The 21,196-nt window shown below is 59.0% G+C and carries 17 protein-coding genes; 7 read left to right on the top strand and 10 right to left on the bottom strand.

Going from position 1 to position 21,196, the window contains the following annotated elements:
• Nucleotides 1-76: 76 nt before the first annotated feature.
• The 5 genes from BBDE_RS11460 to BBDE_RS10630 all read right to left on the bottom strand — a co-directional run bounded on the left by BBDE_RS11460 (nt 77) and on the right by BBDE_RS10630 (nt 3,751).
• The gene (locus tag BBDE_RS11460; protein ID WP_003838474.1) at nt 77-214 is read right to left on the bottom strand and encodes a hypothetical protein; all 138 of its coding nucleotides are present in this window, start codon (nt 212-214) and stop codon (nt 77-79) included.
• Between the two features lie 51 nt (nt 215-265).
• Nucleotides 266-397 (bottom strand): ABC transporter permease subunit, encoded by a 132-nt coding sequence (locus BBDE_RS11465; RefSeq protein WP_167555761.1) that lies wholly within the window; start codon nt 395-397, stop codon nt 266-268.
• Nucleotides 398-633: 236 nt separating this feature from the next.
• Nucleotides 634-1,509, bottom strand: a complete 876-nt coding sequence (locus BBDE_RS10620) for a carbohydrate ABC transporter permease (protein ID WP_003838472.1) — start codon at nt 1,507-1,509, stop codon at nt 634-636.
• A 20-nt stretch (nt 1,510-1,529) separates the two neighbouring features.
• Nucleotides 1,530-2,444 (bottom strand): carbohydrate ABC transporter permease, encoded by a 915-nt coding sequence (locus BBDE_RS10625; RefSeq protein WP_012902605.1) that lies wholly within the window; start codon nt 2,442-2,444, stop codon nt 1,530-1,532.
• Between the two features lie 14 nt (nt 2,445-2,458).
• Nucleotides 2,459-3,751, bottom strand: coding sequence for an ABC transporter substrate-binding protein (locus BBDE_RS10630; RefSeq protein WP_003838468.1), 1,293 nt, complete (start codon nt 3,749-3,751; stop codon nt 2,459-2,461).
• A gap of 182 nt (nt 3,752-3,933) precedes the next feature.
• Here BBDE_RS10630 and BBDE_RS10635 point away from each other — a divergent pair, with 182 nt between their 5' ends.
• Entirely contained in the window at nt 3,934-5,136 is a 1,203-nt protein-coding gene (locus BBDE_RS10635; RefSeq protein WP_003838466.1) for an ROK family protein, read from the top strand.
• 448 nt (nt 5,137-5,584) lie between these two features.
• Here BBDE_RS10635 and BBDE_RS10640 read toward each other — a convergent pair whose 3' ends face one another.
• Together BBDE_RS10640 and BBDE_RS10645 are read right to left on the bottom strand one after the other, a co-directional pair.
• Nucleotides 5,585-7,879 (bottom strand): alpha-galactosidase, encoded by a 2,295-nt coding sequence (locus BBDE_RS10640; protein ID WP_003838462.1) that lies wholly within the window; start codon nt 7,877-7,879, stop codon nt 5,585-5,587.
• Between the two features lie 157 nt (nt 7,880-8,036).
• The gene (locus tag BBDE_RS10645) at nt 8,037-8,492 is read right to left on the bottom strand and encodes a nucleoside deaminase (protein ID WP_003838461.1); all 456 of its coding nucleotides are present in this window, start codon (nt 8,490-8,492) and stop codon (nt 8,037-8,039) included.
• An 81-nt stretch (nt 8,493-8,573) separates the two neighbouring features.
• Here BBDE_RS10645 and BBDE_RS10650 point away from each other — a divergent pair, with 81 nt between their 5' ends.
• From BBDE_RS10650 to dcd, 3 genes are all read left to right on the top strand, one after another.
• Nucleotides 8,574-10,646 (top strand): Na+/H+ antiporter, encoded by a 2,073-nt coding sequence (locus BBDE_RS10650; protein WP_003838459.1) that lies wholly within the window; start codon nt 8,574-8,576, stop codon nt 10,644-10,646.
• A gap of 287 nt (nt 10,647-10,933) precedes the next feature.
• Nucleotides 10,934-11,692, top strand: a complete 759-nt coding sequence (locus tag BBDE_RS10655; RefSeq protein ID WP_003838458.1) for an alpha/beta hydrolase — start codon at nt 10,934-10,936, stop codon at nt 11,690-11,692.
• Between the two features lie 110 nt (nt 11,693-11,802).
• Entirely contained in the window at nt 11,803-12,384 is a 582-nt protein-coding gene (dcd, locus tag BBDE_RS10660; RefSeq protein ID WP_003838455.1) for a dCTP deaminase, read from the top strand.
• 153 nt (nt 12,385-12,537) lie between these two features.
• Here dcd and BBDE_RS10665 read toward each other — a convergent pair whose 3' ends face one another.
• Nucleotides 12,538-15,528, bottom strand: a complete 2,991-nt coding sequence (locus tag BBDE_RS10665; protein WP_003838452.1) for a cation-translocating P-type ATPase — start codon at nt 15,526-15,528, stop codon at nt 12,538-12,540.
• Nucleotides 15,529-15,940: 412 nt separating this feature from the next.
• On the opposite strand from BBDE_RS10665, the gene BBDE_RS11650 reads away from it, so the two are divergent.
• Together BBDE_RS11650 and rlmB are read left to right on the top strand one after the other, a co-directional pair.
• Nucleotides 15,941-16,063 (top strand): hypothetical protein, encoded by a 123-nt coding sequence (locus BBDE_RS11650; protein WP_003843072.1) that lies wholly within the window; start codon nt 15,941-15,943, stop codon nt 16,061-16,063.
• 244 nt (nt 16,064-16,307) lie between these two features.
• Complete coding sequence (rlmB, locus tag BBDE_RS10670; protein ID WP_003838445.1) at nt 16,308-17,297, top strand: 23S rRNA (guanosine(2251)-2'-O)-methyltransferase RlmB; 990 nt, start codon at nt 16,308-16,310, stop codon at nt 17,295-17,297.
• Nucleotides 17,298-17,372: 75 nt separating this feature from the next.
• Here rlmB and BBDE_RS10675 read toward each other — a convergent pair whose 3' ends face one another.
• Both BBDE_RS10675 and BBDE_RS10680 read right to left on the bottom strand, forming a co-directional pair.
• Nucleotides 17,373-18,785, bottom strand: coding sequence for a DUF4032 domain-containing protein (locus BBDE_RS10675; protein ID WP_003838443.1), 1,413 nt, complete (start codon nt 18,783-18,785; stop codon nt 17,373-17,375).
• 224 nt (nt 18,786-19,009) lie between these two features.
• The gene (locus BBDE_RS10680; RefSeq protein ID WP_012902611.1) at nt 19,010-20,137 is read right to left on the bottom strand and encodes an ABC transporter ATP-binding protein; all 1,128 of its coding nucleotides are present in this window, start codon (nt 20,135-20,137) and stop codon (nt 19,010-19,012) included.
• 320 nt (nt 20,138-20,457) lie between these two features.
• Between BBDE_RS10680 and BBDE_RS10685 the strand changes: the two genes are divergently transcribed.
• Complete coding sequence (locus BBDE_RS10685; protein WP_012902612.1) at nt 20,458-21,174, top strand: LytR/AlgR family response regulator transcription factor; 717 nt, start codon at nt 20,458-20,460, stop codon at nt 21,172-21,174.
• Nucleotides 21,175-21,196: the final 22 nt, after the last annotated feature.

The following is a 21,196-nucleotide window of genomic DNA, read 5'->3' on the forward strand; positions in this document are numbered from 1 at the left end:
TTTTTCAGCGGCAGATATACCAGACGGTGGATTCCGGCGGCACTTGATGCGAATCGGCATTATGGTCATCGTCGGCTCATGAGCACAGCAACATCTTCGCCTCCGACGGCAGCGTGAGCATCGACAAAGGAGCGCGGATTTGGCAGACGTCCGCGTTGAACAGCACCACGTCGGTCTGATATTGGCCGACGAATGCCTGCAAGGCACCTGCCATGGTGCGTTTGCTTGAATCGCTCTCCAACGCTACGGCCAGCAGGAACTGATTCTAGGTGACAAGGAACGTCAGAATGCCCGGCGAGGAGATGGCAGGCAACGCGAGAGGCAACTGGATCAATCGGAAGGCGCGAAGATGACCGGCGCCATCGATGGTGGCGGCCTCCATCAGGTCGCGTGGCATCACGAATAGGCATGCCATGCCCTGATATGCAAAAGCGGGAATCCCCGAAAACGAGGATTCCCGCTCGGCGCTGTGAAGTGTTACTTCACAGCGCCCTGCAACTAAGGACCACGCTTCGCGCGGACTCAGTGTCTACCTCACGGGGCTCCACCTCGCAGCACGACTGCTCGGCTCGCCTACGGAGAGCCCACAGGGCTCTCCGTTTCACGGCTCGTCCCGCTCGGCGCTGTGAAGTGTTACTTCACAGCGCCCCTCATCACGCCGCCGACAACCCACTTCTGGGCGAAGACGTAGACGATGAGCACCGGAGCCATAGCCATCAGGTAGGAGGCGAAGGCCATCGGATAGTTCGAGATGAACTGGCTCTGGAACACGTACTGGGCAAGCGGAATGGTCTGGTTGCTCTGATCGGTCAGGGTGATCAACGGCAGCAGGAAGTCATTCCATGCCCACAGTGCGGTCAGAATCGCAATGGTGGCGTTGATCGGGCCCATCAACGGGAAGATGATCGTCCAGAAAATGCGCCAGGTCGAAGCGCCGTCGATGCGCGCCGCCTCTTCCAACGACACCGGAATCGAACGGATGAAGCCAATCGCGATGAACAGGTTGGTGCCGATGCCGAGAATCGTGTACAGCACGATCAGGCCGAGCTGGTTGTCAAGGTGCAGCGAACCCATCTCCTTGGCGATCGGCAGCATGATCACGGTGAACGGCACGAACATCATCGCCAGGAAGAAGTAATACAGGAAGCGGAAGAATCGCTTATCCATATTTCTTGCGACCGCGTACGCCACGAAGGTGTTGGTCAGCAGCGTCAGCACCACCGCGCACACGGTGATGATCGCGGAATTGAGCGCGGCTTTCGGATAGTTCACCTTGTTCCATGCATCGGCGAAGTTATGCCATTCCCAGGAGGTCGGCAGGGTGAACGTGCCTGCCTCGCCCGGAGTCTTCAACGCGGTGACCACGGTGAAGTACAGCGGCACCAGCACAGTCAGGCTGAGCACGGCCACGGCCGCGGTGAGCCACCAGTTGATGTTGTGATCCTTGCGGATCTTCTCCGGCTTGCCGGAGGACGCGGCGGTCTTTGCCGCAACAGTTGCGCTAGTCATGATTGCTTCCCCTTACTCTCTCAGACCTTTTCCTTGCCGCTGAAGAACTTCAGCTGCACGAATGCGAGGATTGCCAGCACGATGAAGAACGTGACCGCGTTCGCCATCTGATAGGAGTATTCGCCATTGCCCAAGCCGTTCTGGAAGATCAGGTACGACACGGTTTCGGTCTTGGAATCCGGGCCGCCCTTGGTCAACGCCATGATCTGGTCGAACGCGCCGAGCGAGTTCTTGAGGCTCAGAACCATGTTGATCGTGAAGAAGGGGCCGATCAGCGGGAAGGTGATCTGCCAGAAGTTCTGCCAAGCGTTCACGCCGTCGATGGACGCCGCTTCGTAGATCTCGTTGTCGATGGTCTGCAGACCCGCCAGATACAGCAGGGTGGAGTAGGCCACGCCCTGCCAGATTGACAGGAACACGATCGGGAACCACGCCAGATCAGGATTGGAGATCATCGATGTGGACAGCCAGTCGATATGCAACGCCTGGCCGAGCTCCGGCAGCGGAGTCATGAAGATGTACTTGAACACGTAGCCGATGACCAGCACCGACAGGGTGTACGGAATGAAGAAGATCGCACGGAAGCCGTTCTTGAAGGCGATCCTGGAATTCAGAAGCACCGCCAGGAACATGCCGATGAAGTTCGTGCCGATCGTGATCAGCACCGCGATGAAAATCGTGAACATGTAGGCGTTGCCCACACGCGCATCCTGGAACATCGCGATGTAGTTCTTGAAGCCAATGAACTTGAAATCGCCATAGCCCTGCGAGTTGGTGAACGAATACGCCGCGCCCTGCAGGAACGGCCAGTACAGGAAGATCGCCACCAGAATCGCGGCCGGTATGGTCATCCAGTAGAACGCCGGATCGACCTTGCGCTTGGAGAATTTCGAAACCTTTTTCTTCGCAGGCTTCATTGCAGTATTGCCAGTCATGTCCGTGCCTCCTCTCACCTGAAGTTCCTAGCTTCGATCTTGTCGTATTCGGACTGCATGCTGTTCAGGAATTTGTCTTTGTTTCCCGTCTGGATCAACGTCTGCAGGAAGCCTGCAATGTTGATGCTGGCCGGCACATAGTGGTCGCAGAAGTCGGTCAGCTTACCTGCCTTGTAGAAGCTCAGCACGCCGTTCAACGCGTCATCACCCACGTAGGTGTCCTTGTACGGAGTGAATGCGGACTGCTGCTTGGAGTAGTCCTTCACGTTCTCCTCGCTCATGAGGAAGTCCACGAATTCGCGCGCCTCCTTCTCATGCTTGGTGTGCGCGCCCATGGTCAGCATCACGTCATCGCCGGCGGTGAGCTGCTGCTCCTTGACATTGTCGGTGGCCGGCATCTGCGCGAAGCGGAGGTTGGCCTTCTTGTTGATCAGGCGCACCTGTGGAATCGCATATGTACCCAGCGGCAGAATTGCCGCCTTGCCGCCTGCCAGATCCTGCGTGGCCTGCTGGTAGGTGACGGCCGGATTCTTCTGCGTGTAGTTCTGATAGATCTCAATCAACTCGTCGCTGACCGTGCTCCACAGGTCGGAGAACGTCTTGGAACCATCCTTGAGCTTGCTGTATTCCGACTCCGGCACCAGCGTGGAGTTGAGGGAAGACAGCGGGGCCTGCAGTGTCCACGGATCGGCGGTACTCGCTTCGATAGGCGTGATACCCTTCGCCTTGAACCGCTTGAGCAGTGCGATGAATTCGCTCCAGGTCTGCGGAGGATTGTCGGGGTCCTCGCCGGCAGCCTCCCACACGTCGGCGTTGATGATATAGCCGCTTGCGTTGCCGGCATACGGAATGGCGTACAGACGCTTCTTGGACTGGTCCTCCGTCTGCACCAGGCTCTTGGCGATCTTCACCATGCCCGGATTAAGCTTATCGACGATTTCGTCATCGGTGAAGTCATGGAACACGCCCGCTTCGGCCAGCATGCCGTAATTGATGTCGCCGTTGATGGTGATGACGTCAGGTTCACGGTTTTTCACCAAGCGCGTACGCAAATCGGTGGTTGCGTCGGAGGAATTGTTGACGTTGATCTTGATGTTGGGATGGGTCTTCTCGAATTCGCGGGCCTTCGCCGTGAACCAATCCGCAGCCTCGGCTTTGAATTGGAAGAAATCCAACGTAACGGTTCCCGCGGTGCTGTTGCCGCAGCCGGCGAGGCCGGCCGTAATCGCAACTGCGCATGCAGCGGTGAGCGCACGGTATGCAATCCTCCTGATCTTGCCTACACTGGTTGTGGAATCAGGTTTCATTCTCGACTCCTTGCTACTTCCTTGTTTGCGGCAATCGCGGCATCTTTACCACGCCGCCGTTATCTAGGATGCTAGATGGAGACGGTTTTCATTCCCAGCGCCTGCGTGCCCTCGGCCAGCGGAAACTAAACGTCGAGATTTTGTTATTCTGAGAAAGTAAATCGGCACGAAGGAACGTACACATGGCAGATTCTCCTCTTCCACAGTGGTTCGACGGCTCGAGCTATACCCACAAAGTGGCGGCCAGCATCATGAAATACGGGCCGATCGCACGCATCACGCTAGCGCAGATCCTCGGTCTTTCGCAGGGAGCAATCTCGCGCATCACCAGCGATCTGATTTACGCCGGCGTTGTCGAAGAGACTCCGATGACCGCCGATCAGACGGGCAAATTACCGAGAGGATTCACGACGAAAGAGAACGGCGAGCGTCGTGGCCGTCCGCAGACGGGACTGCGCATCATCACGAATGCACGCACATTCGTGGGCATCAAATTGAACGCCTCGCTCGCTTCCGCCGTGGCCGTGAACGCAGGCGGGCATATCATCACCGGCTGCCACGAGCAAGCGATTGACGATGCCTCGCCGGAAGTCGTGGTGCAGATCATCAAACGGCTGATCACAGACTGCTCCAGCGAGGCCGCAATGGCCGGATGGCCGAAGCCTTGCGCGGCCGGCATTTCGATCGGCGGCCACGTGGTGAATGATTCGGTGGTAACGTTCGCGCCGTTCATGCACTGGTCGCAACCAGTGCATCTTTCGCAGATGGTACATGCGGCCACCGGACTGCCGACCGGCATCTACAACGACATCGATTCGTTGCTGGTGGATGCCTGCTGGTTCGGCTCGGGAGTGGGACTGAGCAGCTTCGCCGTGCTCACGGTCGGGGTGGGCGTGGGCTATTCGCTGGCGCTGAACGGCGAACTGGTGAACTGCCCGGACAAATCCTACGGTCTGGTGGGGCATATTCTGGTTGATCCGGAAGGTCCACGCTGCGTATCCGGCCACAAGGGATGCGCGCAATGTTTGAGCGACGACTCCATCGTGGAGGAATACTCCCATGCCATCGGCCACGTGGTCACATTCGCCGATTTCGCCCGCGACGCCAAAGCGAATGTGCCGCAGGCCACGAAACTCGTGAACCGTACATGCTTCCGGCTGGGAACGCTGGTGGCGACGATCGCGAACATCGCCATGCCGGAGAAAATCATGATTGCAGGCGAATCGTCGTTCATCGCCCAGCTTGGCATCGATGACCTGCGCAACGGCATCAACAACTATCGGCACAGCCAGGCCGCACCGGTGGATTTCGAGATTCCCGACCACGACTGGGCGCTATGGGCCAAGGCCGCAGCCGCTCAGGCCATCCGTCAGTATGTAAGCTAACGTGATTCCCGCTCGAGAGGAGAACCGTAGCGAAAAATGCCGCACCGCAAAATCTCAAGTCGACATACCTGGCTGATGCCGAGCCTGCACGGTGTACTCGTAACGATATGACCGTGCACGCTTGCCATGTGAGGTGCTTATAGCGGGTCGTGCGTCCCGCAACTTCCTTCGAGCCGAATTCCCTAAACCCATACCCTTGGAAAATGGCGGTTTTTATGAGCAGTTCAGACCGTATCGACCTAGGTACCATGCCCGATTCGTCACAAAGTTCCTATTCGCGGATCGTGTTTGCATGAATCGCCGCAACCGAACGGAAGTACCCTCTTGCATCCATGGATATCATGCAAAACGGCTTCCTCCGAATCGAACCGCACTCCATCGATCATCCTCAATCCGACAATCAGCGCGGCGCAATCTTCGAAAGAAGCCGTTAAGCAACTTTAGGCCATCAGATTTCCACGACCTTGAACAGGACGGCCTGAGCGGGGTGGAGGGACGGCGGGCGAATGCCGTAGGTCTCGAGCGCACGGCCGGTCATCTTCACGCCTTCAGGATTCCACCAGCCGAGCGGACTCTGGCCATTGGTGATGTCCTGCTTGATCAGATCGAGACTCACGTCAAGCGGTGACACCTCGTACACCTTGTCCGGATCGAGGCCTGGCAGACGCACCGGTGCGGCTGGGTAGGTCTGCGAAGTGGTCAGTTGCGTGAAGCGGTAGATTGCGGCGGCCTTGTTCGGCATGACGCAACCATCCACGCGTACGGCCGGATCGGCGGCATCGGAATGCACCACCGTATCGACGGCGAACCATTCACGATGCTTTTTGAACTCGGCGACCCATTCGGCAAGCTTGTCGATGTCGGCCTGCGGCTCCTTAAGCAGGTTCCATTCGATGCCCATGTGCCCGAAGAACGCCATGGCCATGCGCAACTCCTGCGAAGTGGCACGGTGCGTGGAATGTGCGGGGGAAGCGCCCACATGTTCACCGATCATCTCCGGAGGCACGAGCAGCGAGGTGTAGCGTTGAATATCGGCGCGTTCCACCGGATCGACACAGTCGGAGCCCCAGATACGGTCGGCCACTTCGAGGATGCCGAGATCCACACGGCCACCGCCAGAGGAGCAGCTTTCGATTTCGAGCCCCGGGTGAGCGGCCTTCAGATCGGTGAAGATCCTATAGACGGCAAGCGTCTGCTCATGCACCGCCGGACGGCCGGAATACGGCGAAACGGCTTCGGTGACGAGCTTGTTGTGATCCCATTTGATGTAATCGATGCCAAGTTCGCCGACGAGCTTGTCCATGGCGCCATACACATAGGCATAGGCGTCGGGATTGGTCAGGTCGACGACCTGCTGGGTGCGCCCCTGCATCGGCAGACGACCGGCGGTGGGCTTCAGGACCCAATCCGGATGCGCGCGGAACATGTCGGAATCGGGGTTGACCATTTCCGGCTCGAACCACAGGCCGAACTCAAGACCCTTGCCGTGCACATAGTCGGCGAGCGCCTTCAGTGACTTGTCGCCGTCAGGCCACACCTCCTGCGAAATCTCCCAGTCGCCGAGGCCGGAAGTGTCATCACGGCGGGAGCCGAACCAACCGTCATCCACCACAAAGCGTTCCACACCACTTTCCACGGCCTTGTCGGCCAGTGCGGTGAGGGTGTCGTAGTCGTGGTTGAAATAGACGGCCTCCCAAGTGTTGAGGATGACCGGACGCGGCTTGGGGGCAATGCCGTGCTTGGCGTTCCAGTCGCGATGCGCGTTGCGGATGAACGAATGGAATCGGGAGGCGACTTCGTTGAGTCCCTCGCCAAAGGATCCACACACCCATGGGGTCGTGTATTCTTCGCCGCCGGCCAGCGTGATTTCACCTCCGAAAAGCATTTCGCCGCCGCCGAGCATACCGGTGGTGTAAGGCAGTCGCTCCGCGGAGAGCACGCTGTTGCCGCTCCATGCGACATGTGCGGAATAGACGTTGCCACGGGTGAATCCAAAGCCGGTTTCGCCGAGGGAAAGCAGCAGGGTCGCATCGAAATCAGGGCGACCGGTCATCGAGACCTTTTCGAAACGACCGACGGTCAGCGGCTGACGTTGCGGCGAGCGCTCACGCAGATGATGGCCGGTGGTGGTGAGGATTTCGGTGGCGTCGGCCGGCACGGGGAAGCCAAGTTCCACCTTGCCGACTTCGAGCAGGCCGTCGCCGGTGTTGATTACGGTAGCCTGCTGGCGTACGAGACCGCTCACGTCGATTTCGCAGGTCCAGATGAGTTTCACACCCTGTTCCACGTCTTCGGCGGTGGCGGTGATGGTCGGCGTCCGCTTTGGTTCGGAGGCTACGTTCCACTGTGGATAGCCGTTCTTCACGGTCATCTCGTAGACGTTGCCGTCTTCCACGGTTTCGGCCTTGATGTCGGTGACGGCGAACTTGCAGAACAGCTCGCGGCCGTCGCGACGGATTTCAAAACGCTTGGCGCCGATCCAGGATTCGGATTGGGTCGGCAGCACGCTCGGCCATGCGGTGTAGTCGAGCGCACCGGAGACGCGTTGCGGACGCAGGGCGTCGTATAGTCCGATCACGGTTTCAGGGGCGGACAGCGGACGACCCCAATACACCAGTCGCGGCAGCTCGCTACCGGGGAACACGATGGCAAGGGCCACGCCGCTGGCCGACTGTTCGGCATAGACGGCGGTCAGTGCAGTACCGTCGGAAGCGGATCCTTGAAACGATTGAATGAGCGTCATTGCAACATCCTTTGATATGCGAGTGATTCCTTATATGACGTTTTCGATGCTACGGCAACCGTTTTTCCTTGACCCACCGCAGCGTGTTTCTTATTTTCGGAAAGTAATTCGAACGTTCGTTACGATTCCATACGGCATTCCGTGGGGACGATTCCTGTCAGCGGATTCGTTTGTCGGTGAAAAAATCCGTGAGGATCCGCGCACATTCCGATTCGTGCATGCCGCCGATGACTTCCGGGACGCTGCCGATATGCGGATCACGGGGAATATCCCAAACCGAGCCGCATGCACCAAGCTTGGCATCCCACGCCCCGAAGACGATGCGGCCGATATGCGTCTGCAAGCAGGCGCCGGCGCACATCGGGCAAGGTTCGAGCGTGACGATAAGCGTGCAATCGGCAAGGTTCCAAGTACCGAGTGCATGCGCGGCCTCAGTCATGGCCTTGACCTCGGCATGGGCCAACGGATCGCGGTCGGCCTCCCGCAGGTTGCGACCCCGGCCGATCACCTGTCCGGCGGCATCCAATACCACGGCCCCGACGGGTACCTCCCCTTCGGCGGCCGCCTCACGTGCCAACCGAAGCGCGACTTCCATACCTGCATCCCATGCCATGCCTCCAGTGTACGAAACACGCACATTAATACCCCTTGGTAGTCTGGATTCGGCGGGGAAATCACGCGCGAAGGAGGCACGTTGGCAGTATTCGAACTCATCCTATGCATTATCGCTGCCGTCGTATTGTCCTCATTCCTCAGCCGCTTTATTCCCAAGGTCTCCACCCCGCTCGTGCAGATCGCATTGGGGGCATTGGCCACGCAAATGCCATTCTTTCCGGACGTCACGCTCGACCCGGAACTGTTCATGGTGTTGTTCATTGCGCCGCTGCTGTATCTCGAGGCGCATGAAATCGACAAACGCGAGCTGCTGCGCTCAGTCAAATTGTCGTTGTCCCTAGCCATCGGATTGGCCATCGCCACCATGGTGGCGGTCGGTTTCGTCCTCCACTCCATATGGCCTTCGATCACTCTCGCCGCGGCCCTTGCACTTGGTGCCGCACTGGGACCTACCGATGCGGTGGCGGTATCGTCTCTTGGCAAGGAGGCCGCACTGACACAGCGTCAGGCTGGCGTGCTGAAGGGTGAATCCCTGTTCAATGACGCTTCCGGCATCGTCGGCTTCCAGTTCGCCATAGCGGCGGCCATCAGCGGAGTCTTTGAAATCGGTCAGTCGGCAACGCAATTCGTCGTGTCGTTCTTTGGTGGAGCCATTTTCGGCCTGGCCATGGGCATGATCGCCGATGTGCTGTTCGAATCGCTGCGTTCCGTCGGTTGGGAGACGACCACCAGCAGAATCCTCATGGAGCTTTTCCTACCGTTCCTGCTGTATCTGGGTGCGGAAGCGGCGCATGTCTCCGGCATTCTCGCAGTCGTCGCCGCCGGTCTGACCATCCGCTTCGACCATACCGGCATCGGACCGAACGTGGCACGCACGAACATCGTATCGTCAAGCGTATGGGGCGTACTGTCGTTCACGCTGAACGGTACCGTGTTCATTCTGCTCGGCATGCTGCTCCCGGATGCGATGAGCGCCAGCTGGGATGATCCGACGGTCAGCAACTGGCGGCTGCTGATGGCCATCCTGACCGTTTCCGCAGTGGTGATCGTCATGCGTTTCCTATGGATTTCGCTCATGCTGCGCGTCGCCCGTGATACGACCACGCACAAGCGTCGCAAGATGACGTTGGCACGTTGGCGATCGGCCGCCGTCATGACGTTCGGCGGACCGAAAGGCACCATCACGCTATCGTTGATGTTCACCATCCCCTACACCGTCAGCAGCGGCGAATGGTTCCCGATGCGTGACGAGCTGATCTTCATCGCGGGTGGCGTAATCGTGGTGACGCTGCTGCTCGCCAACTTCCTGCTGCCGTTGCTCGCGCCGAACCGCAATAAAGACGCTTCCGTGGAGATGAGCGAAATCACCATCGAGGTGCTGCGTCGAACCGTAGAGGAGCTGACGGGGCGAGTCACGCCCGACAATCGCAAGGCCGTGCTCATGATCATCGATTCCTACACGAAGCGCATCACACGGCTTAAGCAGCGCATCGGCGAAACCGACCCGCAGGGCTACATGCAACTGCAGATTGCCGCGCTCAACTGGGAGAAAGAGTATGTGAAGGCGCGATTGGCCGACGTGAAGGCGCATCCGAGCGAGAACAAGGCGGCCAACGACTTGGAAGCCGAAGCCTGCGAACGTCTGCTCGATCAGATCATGAACTCGTTGCGCCATATCGAGACCGCCCATGATTCCGGACGCACCATCTGGCAGCTGAAAGGCCGGTTCAGGGCGCTGCAACGCCGTACGGGCATGTTCGTACGCCGCGTGAACAGCAAGATTCGCCGCACCACGCCGTTGTTCAGCGACGACGAGCTATTCGCCCATACGCGCACCGTGCAGGTGGACGCGATCGAGCACGTGATCGATCGACTGTATGAGGAGATGGGCAAGGATACGTACAACACCGAGCATTGTTCCGGCCTGTTGCTGGATTACCGTCGAGGCGAGGCCGCGCTGCGCGCACGCCCGAATGTGGGCGACAGCGCCGAAGCACAGGCGCAGGCCGAAGAGGTCAAGCGCGAGAGCTACGGCATCGAGCTCGGTGTGATTCAGGACATGTACGAAGCAGGCGACATCACCCGCGCACAGTCCAAGCAGCTGCGCCGCAACGTCTACGTGATGAGCGTCGACGCCGATGCCCAGATCTGAATTCTGCACTACAGCGAGCGAGACGAATCCGAGTCGAAGAATCCACAACGATATCCGAGATTCGCAATTCCCAGAAAGTTCACAGAAAACCTCAGCCATGCACTCAGAAAGGACTGCTTATATAAGAAGCATCAGCAAACAGCAGCTGGTCAGGAGCCACATCAGTTCCCGAAAATTGAACCCTTTCTTCTTCTCTCTCCTTTCTCTCCCCGGTGGCGATCCCACCGGGGTCTTCTTTTTTCCACCGGCAACATTCAGCCATCGCGTCGCGCGCTATATTGAGAGGCATGAACGAAGCACTCGAAGGCAATCTGATCGGACGCGAATCGAATGTGGTACCGGGCCGTTTCGGCGAGCCGTTGCAGGTAGCATATGCGCAGTATTCACCTGGCGGCGGCTGTGCGGCCCCACGGCGGCCACTGTTCCTATGCCTGCATGGCTGGGGCTCGAATGAGGCCGATCTTGCCGATATGATGCGCTACGTCGCCCCATATAACGATTTCGCCTCGCTGCGTGCACCGCTCGTGTTGCAAGAGGCCGGTTCGGGCGAATTCGGCTTCGGCCAGGGCGCCTATTCCTGGTTCCATGATTGCGTACCTTCCGGCGATGATCTGGACCGCGATGCGTTCGCTGCGGCGAGCGCGATTGATGACTGGGTCGCCGAGAACGTTCCCGAAGACCGTACCGTCGTGCCGATTGGCTTTTCGCAGGGAGGCCTGCTTGCGATTCATCTGCTGCGGGTCCACCCGGAACGCTATCTTGCGTCGGTTTCGTTGTCCGGTTTCCTCGCGCCGGGGTCCGTTGCCGGTACCGCGCCCGCCGATGATCGTCTGGCCGCGCTCAACGTACCGGTTTTCTATGGGTACGGCAACAGCGATACCGTGATTCCCAAGCCGGAGATCTTCGCCACCGCCGCCTGGCTGGACGAACACACGTTCCTGACTGCGAAAGGCTACCGTGGCCTCGACCATGCCGTCAGCCTCGATGAGTTCAGCGATCTGCGAGACTGGCTGGCCATGCACGACATCGCACCAGGCGTGCTGTAGTCCGGCGAGGTGGCAGGGCCGCCCCGCGTTATAGCGGCAACGCGCTAGACTGATGGACAGTGTGGTTTTTGCGCGCGAAGAGTGCGCGGTTACGACTTGAAGGAGTTTTGATGCTGCTGTCCGATCGCGACATTCTCGCCGCTCAGGCCGACGGTCATATCTCACTTGATCCGTGGACTCCGGAAATGGTGCAGCCGGCTTCGATCGATGTACGTTTGGACCGCTTCTTCCGCCTGTTCAACAATCATGCGTACACGTATGTCGATCCGGCGGAGAATCAGGGCGAGCTGACCGAACAGTTCGAGGTCGCTGCGGACGAGCCGTGGATCCTACACCCGGGCGAGTTCGCACTGGGCTCCACTTGGGAGTACGTGAAGCTGGATTCGACCGTCGCGGCACGATTGGAAGGCAAGAGCTCTCTGGGTCGCTTGGGCATTCTGACCCATTCCACCGCGGGATTCATCGACCCGGGCTTCGAGGGGCATATCACATTGGAGCTATCCAACGTGTCCACGTTGCCGGTGAAGCTGTGGCCGGGCATGAAAATCGGCCAGATGTGCTTCTTCCGGTTGAGTTCGCCAGCCGAGCACCCATACGGCTCGCAGGGCACCGGCTCGCATTATCAGGGCCAGCGCGGGCCGACACCGAGCCGCTCGTATGTGAATTTTTACAAAGCCGAGATCCAAGACTGATCGGCCTGTGAACCGTTTGGCTTCGTAACCATGGAGGTGCTCGTCGGAATACCCGACGAGCACCTCTTGCTCTGGCCGCTCTTCTCCCCTAGTCAGCCTTCAACCGTCAGCCGACATCCCCTCGTCAGAGGGAACGCTGCGTACCTCCCGGCGTTATCGGCGCATGGCACGCAGTACGCACTTGCGCAGTTCGGAGGCGATGAGCACGATCAGTGCCAGACCGACGCATTCGAGCCATGCTCCGGCACTCAACGGCACGGTGCCGAACGCGGTGTTGAGGAACGGCACATAGATCACCGCCAACTGCAATGCCACGGAAACACCGATCGCGCCCCACAGCCACTTGTTGGCGAACAATCCGACGAATACCGACTGCAGGTGCGAGCGCAAGGCGAGCGCATTGAACATCTGCGCGAACACGAGAATCGTAAAGCCCATCGTACGTGCCTCGATCATCTGCGCCTCATGCCCGACGGCCGCGACGGAACGGTCCGTAAACAGGCCCCCAGCCAGGTGCATGTCCATGCCGATCAGCGTCACGGCGGCCATGATCACGCCGATGAAGATGATGTCGCCCCACATCTCGCCGTCGATCACGCGGTCGGTCAGGCGGCGTGGCTTGCGGGCCATCACGTCGTCGGTGGACGGGTCAACGCCCATGGCGAGTGCCGGAGCCGCGTCGGTGAGCAGGTTAATCCACAGCAGCTGCGTGGCGAGCAACGGCACGGTCACACCTTGCGTACCCGGCTGGGTGATGCCAAGGAATCCGGCGAAGATCACGCCACCGAACACGGTGAACACCTCACCTACGTTGGAACTCAATAGATAGCGTAGGAATTTCCTGATGTTGTCGAAGATTCCACGGCCTTCGCGCACGGCGGCGACGATGGTGCTGAAGTTGTCGTCGGCGAGGATCATCTTTGCGCTCTGCTTGGTCACTTCGGTGCCGGTGATGCCCATGGCGACGCCGATGTCGGCGGTTTTCACGGCCGGAGCGTCATTCACGCCGTCGCCGGTCATGGCCACGATGTTGCCTTGGCGTTGCAGGGACTTCACGATCTTCAACTTGTGTTCCGGCGCCACGCGAGCGTAGACGGAGACTTCCGCCGTCGCCTTGTCGAACGCATCGTCGCCGGGCAGCGCGTCCAGTTGGTCGCCGGTCAACGCCTTGCCGCCCTGTTCGATGATGCCCAAGTCGGTGGCGATGCGAGCCGCGGTGAGCGGATGGTCGCCGGTGATCATGACGGTACGGATGCCGGCCCGATGCGCTTCGGAGACGGAGGCACGCACTTCGGTGCGCGGAGGATCGATGATGCCGACCATGCCCACCCAGATCAGTTCGGACTCCAGCACGTCGCTCTGTTCCGCGATATCGGCGACATGGCCTGCGGCGTTGATCGTTACGCCGGGCACGTCGGCAAGCGATGCCGTACCGAGCGGGCGATAGGCCTGTCCCAGCGTACGATAGGCTTCGCTGGAAAGGCGTTCGACCGTCGCCAGAATCTGTTGACGATCACCTTCCGTGAGTGGACGGACGGCACCGTCGACGGCGATCCTGTTGCAATAGCCAAGCAGCACATCCGGCGCACCTTTCGAAAAGACCGTCAGTCTGCCGGCATCCGCATTATCCTGCGCAACTATCGACATGCGCTTTCGTTCGGAAGTGAACGGGATCTCGCCGACGCGACCGTAGTGCGCATATCTCCGGTCGGCCTTCACCTTGCGTGCACCGACGATCAAGGAAACTTCCGTGGGATCGCCGACGGCTTCCCATATGCCGGATTCTGTGTGTTCCCGCAGGTCGCCGTCATTGGCCAACGCACCGACGCCCAATGTCGCCACCGCTTCCATCTCGATTGCGGCACGTTCCGGCGTTCGTTGGTCCACTATCACCATGCGGCCTTCCGGCGCATAGCCCGTGCCGGTAATCTGCACTTCACCGCTGGGCGTGACCACGCGTTCCACGGTCATCTCGTTGCGGGTGAGCGTTCCGGTCTTGTCGGAGCAGATCACCGATGCGGAGCCAAGTGTTTCCACGGAATGCAGCTTCTTGACGATCGCATGGTGCATGGCCATGCGCTGCACACCGAGGGCGAGCACCACCGTTAGAATCGCGGCCAATCCTTCCGGTACGGCCGCCACGGCCAACGAGACGGCCAGTAGCAGCGAGTCGATCACGTCGTGGATGTCGTTGAATCCTTCGGTGATCGCAAGCGCCACGAGTACGACGGCCGCGATGATGCACACCGCAATGCCCAGAACCTTGGAGACGTAGTTCATCTCCTTCTGCAACGGGCTTTCGTCATCTTCGGTGGCTTGCAACAGGTCGGCTATCTTGCCGACCTGGGTGTTCATGCCGGTACCGGTCACGATGGCACGGCCGGTACCTTGCGTTACGGAGGTGCCGTTGAATACCATGTTGGCGCGGTCGCCGAGAGCCTTCGCCTGTTCGAGCGTATCCGCCTTCTTGCCGACCGCCACGCTTTCGCCGGTCAGGCTGGCTTCCGCGATTCTCAGGGACGCGGCGACGCACAGTCGACCGTCGGCGGAGACGGAGTCGCCTTCGCCGAGCACGATGATGTCGCCCGGCACCACATCGACGGTGTTGATGCGGATGATCCTGCCGTCGCGTAGCACATTGGTCTGCGGCGCGGTCATTTGCGAAAGCGCTTCGACGGCCTGTTCCGCCTTAGATTCCTGAATGTAGCCGAGCACCGCGTTGACGATGAGTATGAGCACGATGACGATGGCGTCGAACGGCAGTATTTCACCGCCTTCCGTTCCGGGTGCCGCATTGGCCCGTTCGATGAACCATGCGATCAGCGAGATGGCGGTGGCGGCCAGCAGCAGGTATACGAGCGGGTCTCGGAATTGAGCCAGGAATTTCTTCCATTTCGGTACAGGAGGTGCGGAGGCGAGTTCGTTCGGCCCGAATTTCGCAAGTCTCCGTTCGGCCTCCGCCTGACTCAGGCCCGTATTCGGATCGACATTGAGCGCATCCGCCACGGCCTGCGCATCGGTCAGTGACGGGTCCACACCGTGAGGCAGAACGTCCTGTATGGCATTGACGTCCATGGGACGTTCGGACTCGCCTGCGACAGAGCGGTGGGACTGAATGGCTTGATCGTTCTTGTGATCAACCATGATGATCTCCTTGGGAGCGCCGCGGAGTAGTCAGTTTCACCTGATACGGCGAAGCTGCGCGGTTGTGGGCGCTACGGCGATTGCCGGCAACGCATTCATGCCATTATTGCACACAGTGACTGTTTCGTAACGAGGCGACGCACCCGCAAATGTCAAGATTCCGCAAATTCGTGAAACATATCGTGAAACAGTTTTGTCATTGTTCTCACAGCCAACGATTACGTTTTCTTCAAGATGAACCGATGATTATACAAAAGAATCAACGATAATCGCATGACTTTCCCCAAGCACCCTGCCTATGATGAAGTCACAACGAAAGATAGAGCACACAGAAACACAACAAGCAACACGGACCGCGGCCGGCGGAAACAAGACAAAGGACAACGGTACGGCCGCGAAGGAAGGAAACATCATGAAGAACAACACTTTCGACCAGATCATCAGCGCCAACCTCGCCTCCATCGACCCGGGCTTCGGCCAGTTCGCCCTCGCCAAGGCCTCCTCTGACCTGTTCAAGAAGGTTCTCAACAAGTAAGGCGCGAATCCCTAACGCGTAAATGGCTAGGGGCCTGCGATTCCAACAGATCGCAGGCCCCTTTGCGTCTGAAGATAATCACACTCGAAAATCACACCGCCTCGGTCTGCATATTACGGTCGGAGGCGCGTACACAAGGACCCCGCATCGCATCGAAGCCGTTGGTCACGACCTCGGAACCTTGTAGCGACCACGAACCCCTGATGCCATCGCATTTCCCGGGGTGCTGGGACAATAGGCAACTATGGCAATGAAAAAAGGACCGACCAAGGGGTCGGGCGGAAAACATCGTAATGCGCTAAGGGGCAAGGGACCGACTCCCAAGGCCGAGAATCGCGTATATCACAAGGCCTATAAGGCCAAAAAAGTCGCCGATCGCCGTAAAATGGCCGATCCGCGACTGGCTGCACGCCGTCGCGTGGCAAAGTTCGCTTCGGAATCCGACGATCTGGTCATCGGTCGTAACGCGGTGCTCGAGGCGCTGCGCTGCGGCGTTCCGGCTTCGACGCTGTATATCGCGGCACGCATCGAACATGATGATCGCACACGCGAAATCGTGCGTCTCGCCGGCATTCACGGCCTGCATCTCATGGAGGCGGACCGTTTGGAGATGGATCGCATCGCACGCTCTTCCAATCATCAGGGCATAGTGATGAAGGCACAGCCGTTCCAGTATTCGTCATTGGCTGAACTCGTGGAACGCGCGGACAAGAAGTCCCGCGCCATGGAAGCCGCAAACTCGGCAGCCGCGCGCATCGCGGCCCGTCCGCTGTTCATCGCGCTCGACGGCGTCACCGACCCGCAGAATCTGGGCGCGGTCATCCGTTCCGCAGCGGCATTCGGTGCCAATGGCGTGATTCTGCCGGAGCGTCGTTCCGCTTCGGTTACGGCCGCCGCCTGGAAGGTGTCCGCCGGCGCGGCCGCGCATATGCCGGTCGCCCGTGTAGTGAATCTGACCAAGGCGATCGAAAGCCTGAAGGAACGCGGTTATTACAGCATCGGTCTTGACGGCGGCGGCGATGCGCTCGTCGGCGAAACCGGTTTTGAAACCGATCCGCTCGTCGTCGTGCTTGGGTCCGAAGGCAATGGCCTGAGCCGTCTGGTGCGCAGCACATGCGACGTCATCGCCGGTATTCCGATGTCGAGCATGGTCGAGTCGCTCAACGCGTCCGTCGCAGCCGGCATCACGCTGTATGCAGTGGCCCGCGCCCGTCGGGAAGCCGCCAACAACTAAATACGATGCATAACGAAAGTGGCTGGGTTACATATGTAGCCCAGCCACTTTCGTATTACAGCTTCAGAACAACGCCTAATGGCTCCACACCGCGGCATCCGGATCATCATCCGGATTATAGCCGTCGTCATCGGGGTCGTTGTAGGTGTATTCGTCATCGATCACGCCGGAGTCGGCTTCTGCGTTCAACGCGTCCACGTCCTTCTGCTCAAGCTTGTACTGCGGCAACACGTTTTCCACATAACTCTGCACCGCTTCGGCCATCGGCACATCATGACCGGCTTTTTCGGCCAGGAACCAACGATGGTCAAGCACTTCATGGAAGAACTGCGCCGGCTCGATCTGCGACCGGTATTCCCGCGGAATCATGCGTACGGTCGGCTCGAACACCTCGCGCATCCAATCGGTCGCCACGATTTCGAGATCCTCCCCTTCACGCCAGGTGGAGGCACGATAGGCGTCCAGATCGTTGAGCAGACGGCTGGCCTGATTCTCCTGCACGTCCAGACCGGTCAGACGCAGCAGCTTGCGATTGGCATAGCCCGCATCGACCACACGCGGACGTACCAGCACACGCTTGCCGTCCTCTGCGGTCTTCATTTCCAGCTCGTCCACGTCAAAGCCGAGTTCATTGAGCTTGTTGACGCGCTTTTCGATCTTCCACATCTCGTCCGGGCCGAAATCATCGGTGTCGGTCAGGGCGCTCCACAGCGAATGATAGCGGTCAACCAGACGATCGCCGATCTCGATCTCGTCCACACCGCTCGGCAACAGCGAACCGGAGGAAAGATCCATCAGTTCGCCGATGATGTTCGTACGGGCCAGATCCACATCGTATTCGCGCTGGCCTTCAGTCAGGTTGATCTGCAGGTCACCGGTTTCAGCGTCGACCAGGAATGCCGAGAAAGCGTCGGCATCGCGCAGGAACAACACGTTCGACAGAGACACGTCGCCCCAGTAGAAGCCCGCTAGGTGCAGACGCACCATCAGTACGGCCAGTGCGTCAATCAGTCGTTCGGCGGTATCGGGACGCAGGTTGCGTGCGAACAACGCACGGTACGGCAGCGAGAACTTCAGATGCTTGGTGACCAAAATGGCCTCCAAAGGCTCACCATCACGGCTATGACGACCCGTCACCACGGCGATCGGCTGCACGGTCGGCAGTTCCAGCTTCTGCAACCGGCGCAGCAGCTCATATTCTCGCTCGGCCACATTGCGGGTGATTTCCTTCATCGCATAAACTTCGTCGCCTACGTGCACGAAACGCACCACGTGCCTCGAGATGCCTCGCGGCAGATTGGCCAGCAGGTCTTCGGGCCAGGTCGCCAGCGGCTTTTCCCACGGCAGGGTGAACATCTTCGGATTCGAGCTTGCGGCGGTGATCTTCAGCGCCTGCGGTTCCGGAGATTGTGCAGCTGGATCCTCGGCCTTCACGGAAGTGGCCTTAAGCACACGGGGATCCATCTGGGGCAGTTCAATAGATTCCATAACTCACCAATCTACCCTTTGACCTACCCACGGGGAGGCCTTCAGCGGCGGGCAGGCAAAAAAGAAGCCCCGCACCTACGCGGGGCTTCTCCAACGAGACAATAAGAGAGGAAGAGAATGTCTCGTTTAATGGTTGACGGAAGTGGAACTTCCGCCAAGTTTATTCAGCCACCCGCCGGAATGCCTTACGAGAAGACTTCCAACGGTTGGTTACTCCTATCTGCTCAGTTCAGGCGCAGCTCGGTCGACGGAGCGAACAGGTGCATCTTGGACGGGTCGATCTTGATCTTGACGGTATCGCCGACCTTCGGAAGAGCACGCGGGTTCACGCGAATCGTGGTGAGCTTGTTCTGATCGGACATCATGGTGGATGCCTCGGTAGAGGAACCATCGGTGAGGATGTTGCCGTAGATGTAGCCATCGGAGCCCAGATCCTCAACGTTCATGACCTTGAGGGAGAAGGCGTTGGCATCATCCGGAGCAGCCAGGGAAGCGTCTTCCGGACGGAAGCCGACGACGATCTGGTTGTTGTCCTCAGCGGTCAGCTTGTTGACGGCCTCAGCCGGCAGATCCACGGTGTCCTCGCCGATCTTCGCCTTGCCGTTGACCACCGGATGGGTGTTGATGTTCATCGACGGGGAGCCGATGAAGCCAGCGACGAAGACATTGGCCGGGCGATCGTACAGCTCGGTCGGAGCACCGACCTGCTGCAGAAGGCCGAGCTTGATGACGGCGATGCGGTCACCCATGGTCAGAGCTTCGGTCTGATCGTGGGTCACGTACAGGGTGGTGACACCCAGCTGGCGCTGCAGGGCAGCGATCTGGGTACGGGTCTGCACGCGGAGCTTGGCGTCGAGGTTGGACAGCGGCTCATCCATGAGGAAGACCTTCGGCTCACGGACGATTGCACGGCCCATGGCCACACGCTGACGCTGACCACCGGACAGAGCCTTCGGCTTACGATCGAGGTACTCGGTCAGGTCGAGGATCTCAGCGGCCTTCTCGACGCGCTTGCGGATCTCTTCCTTCGAGGTGCCGGCGATCTTCAGAGCGAAGCCCATGTTGTCCGCAACGGTCATGTGCGGGTACAGAGCGTAGTTCTGGAACACCATTGCGATGTCGCGATCCTTCGGCTGCATCGTGGTGACATCCTTGCCACCGATGAGGATACGGCCCTTGTTGACCTCTTCGAGGCCCGCGAGCATACGCAGGGTGGTGGACTTGCCGCAGCCAGACGGGCCAACCAGCACAAGGAACTCGCCGTCCTTGATATCCAGGTTCAGATCATCCACCGACGGCTTATCGTTGCCCGGGTAGATACGAGTAACATGGTCGAATACGACTTCTGCCATGATTTGTCATCCTTTCAGAGGCAGGTACGTGCCTCACGATCCGTTGTAAAGGGATTTCTTTCCTGTGCCTCGCCTTGCAGCTTACGACTTCGACAAAGCCACAATTCAAAGCGTTAATTTATGTACTTGGTTTAGCGAAGATCTCTTCGTTGAGCCACGTTCCATAATACACACTTCACCCGATTAGGCAACGCGTGTCGCGCACTCGACACACAGAGCCGGAAAGGGAATTATTCTCTGAATCACGGATTACAGCGTAGTTTTTATCATGCGGACGCGAGACAATGAATGAGGAACCACGAAAGGGAAGGTTTTCAGGCATGCGCAACATACGAATCGGAGTGGTCGAAGACGACCCCGCAAGCTGCCAGCGCGTACTCGACTATCTCAATCGCTATCAAAGCGAGAATGATGAACGATTCACCGTCTCCGTATTCGACGACGGCGCTCGAATCGTCGAGAAGTACACCCCTGTCTATGACATCCTGCTCCTCGACATCGAGATGAAGGAGATGGACGGCATGGAGGCGGCCCAACGCATACGCGAGCGCGACGACCATGTGGTAATCGTGTTCATCACTGCGGCTCCGCAGTATGCCATCAGCGGCTATGAGGTACGTGCGTTGTCATATCTGCTCAAACCCGTACCGTGGTTTGCGTTTTCGCAGGAACTCAAGCGTTCCATCGATGCTCTGCGCCGCAACGGCGACGATTCGATGCTGATCGAGACCGGCAGCGGCCAGATGCGTCTTGAATTGACGGACATCGTATACCTCGAATCGATTCGCCACACGATCGTGATCCACACGCTTGATGGCAAATTGTCGATCAATGGCACGCTCAAAGATATGGAGGCGAAGCTCGCCGACCACCATTTCTTCCGCTCGAATTCCTGCTATCTGGTGAATCTTCGGCACGTCGCCGGCGTGGCCGACCAAGATTGCGTGATGTCGAATGGCGAGCGCCTGCGCGTAAGTCGACCGCGTAAAAAGGCGTTCCTGGCGGCATTGGCCGACTTCATGGGAGGCGGAAGGTGACCGGCGTCGTGTTCGCCATGCC

This window comes from Bifidobacterium dentium JCM 1195 = DSM 20436, assembly GCF_001042595.1.
GTDB classification, from domain to species: Bacteria; Actinomycetota; Actinomycetes; order Actinomycetales; family Bifidobacteriaceae; genus Bifidobacterium; species Bifidobacterium dentium.

Bases quoted from the DNA above. Each gene is read 5' to 3' on its own strand.
- BBDE_RS11460 (WP_003838474.1), bottom strand. From the start codon at position 214: ATGGCAGGTGCCTTGCAGGCATTCGTCGGCCAATATCAGACCGACGTG.
- BBDE_RS11465 (WP_167555761.1), bottom strand. From the start codon at position 397: ATGCCACGCGACCTGATGGAGGCCGCCACCATCGATGGCGCCGGTCAT.
- BBDE_RS10620 (WP_003838472.1), bottom strand. From the start codon at position 1,509: ATGACTAGCGCAACTGTTGCGGCAAAGACCGCCGCGTCCTCCGGCAAG.
- BBDE_RS10625 (WP_012902605.1), bottom strand. From the start codon at position 2,444: ATGACTGGCAATACTGCAATGAAGCCTGCGAAGAAAAAGGTTTCGAAA.
- BBDE_RS10630 (WP_003838468.1), bottom strand. From the start codon at position 3,751: ATGAAACCTGATTCCACAACCAGTGTAGGCAAGATCAGGAGGATTGCA.
- BBDE_RS10635 (WP_003838466.1), top strand. From the start codon at position 3,934: ATGGCAGATTCTCCTCTTCCACAGTGGTTCGACGGCTCGAGCTATACC.
- BBDE_RS10640 (WP_003838462.1), bottom strand. From the start codon at position 7,879: ATGACGCTCATTCAATCGTTTCAAGGATCCGCTTCCGACGGTACTGCA.
- BBDE_RS10645 (WP_003838461.1), bottom strand. From the start codon at position 8,492: ATGGCATGGGATGCAGGTATGGAAGTCGCGCTTCGGTTGGCACGTGAG.
- BBDE_RS10655 (WP_003838458.1), top strand. From the start codon at position 10,934: ATGAACGAAGCACTCGAAGGCAATCTGATCGGACGCGAATCGAATGTG.
- dcd (WP_003838455.1), top strand. From the start codon at position 11,803: ATGCTGCTGTCCGATCGCGACATTCTCGCCGCTCAGGCCGACGGTCAT.
- BBDE_RS10665 (WP_003838452.1), bottom strand. From the start codon at position 15,528: ATGGTTGATCACAAGAACGATCAAGCCATTCAGTCCCACCGCTCTGTC.
- BBDE_RS11650 (WP_003843072.1), top strand. From the start codon at position 15,941: ATGAAGAACAACACTTTCGACCAGATCATCAGCGCCAACCTCGCCTCC.
- rlmB (WP_003838445.1), top strand. From the start codon at position 16,308: ATGGCAATGAAAAAAGGACCGACCAAGGGGTCGGGCGGAAAACATCGT.
- BBDE_RS10675 (WP_003838443.1), bottom strand. From the start codon at position 18,785: ATGGAATCTATTGAACTGCCCCAGATGGATCCCCGTGTGCTTAAGGCC.
- BBDE_RS10680 (WP_012902611.1), bottom strand. From the start codon at position 20,137: ATGGCAGAAGTCGTATTCGACCATGTTACTCGTATCTACCCGGGCAAC.
- BBDE_RS10685 (WP_012902612.1), top strand. From the start codon at position 20,458: ATGCGCAACATACGAATCGGAGTGGTCGAAGACGACCCCGCAAGCTGC.